The 248-nt window shown below is 88.3% G+C and carries 1 pseudogene; it reads left to right on the top strand.

The features are described from left to right. Positions 1-248, top strand: a pseudogene (locus C7C46_RS36105) (hypothetical protein); the annotation flags it as partial.

The following is a 248-nucleotide window of genomic DNA, read 5'->3' as shown; positions in this document are numbered from 1 at the left end:
CCCCCCCCCGCCCCAGACGCAGGGCCCCCCGCCCCCCCGCCGCCGGGCGGGCCGGCCGCCCGCCCTCGCCCGCGCGCCCCTGGGCGGCCGCCCGGGGCGACGTCTCGACCGCCGGCGCCCCGCTGCCCTTCCCGCCCCGGGCCCGCCCCGCCGCGGCGCCCCCCCCCAGCCCCGTGGCCGACTCCCCCCGCCTGGTCCGCGAACTCGCCGCCGACACCGCGCGCTGGGCCCCGCTGGTCCGCTACGAC

Origin of the sequence: Streptomyces tateyamensis (genome assembly GCF_003205575.1) — a bacterium.
Classification (GTDB): domain Bacteria; phylum Actinomycetota; class Actinomycetes; order Streptomycetales; family Streptomycetaceae; genus Kitasatospora; species Kitasatospora tateyamensis.
This window is presented reverse-complemented; position numbering and strand designations above follow the sequence as displayed.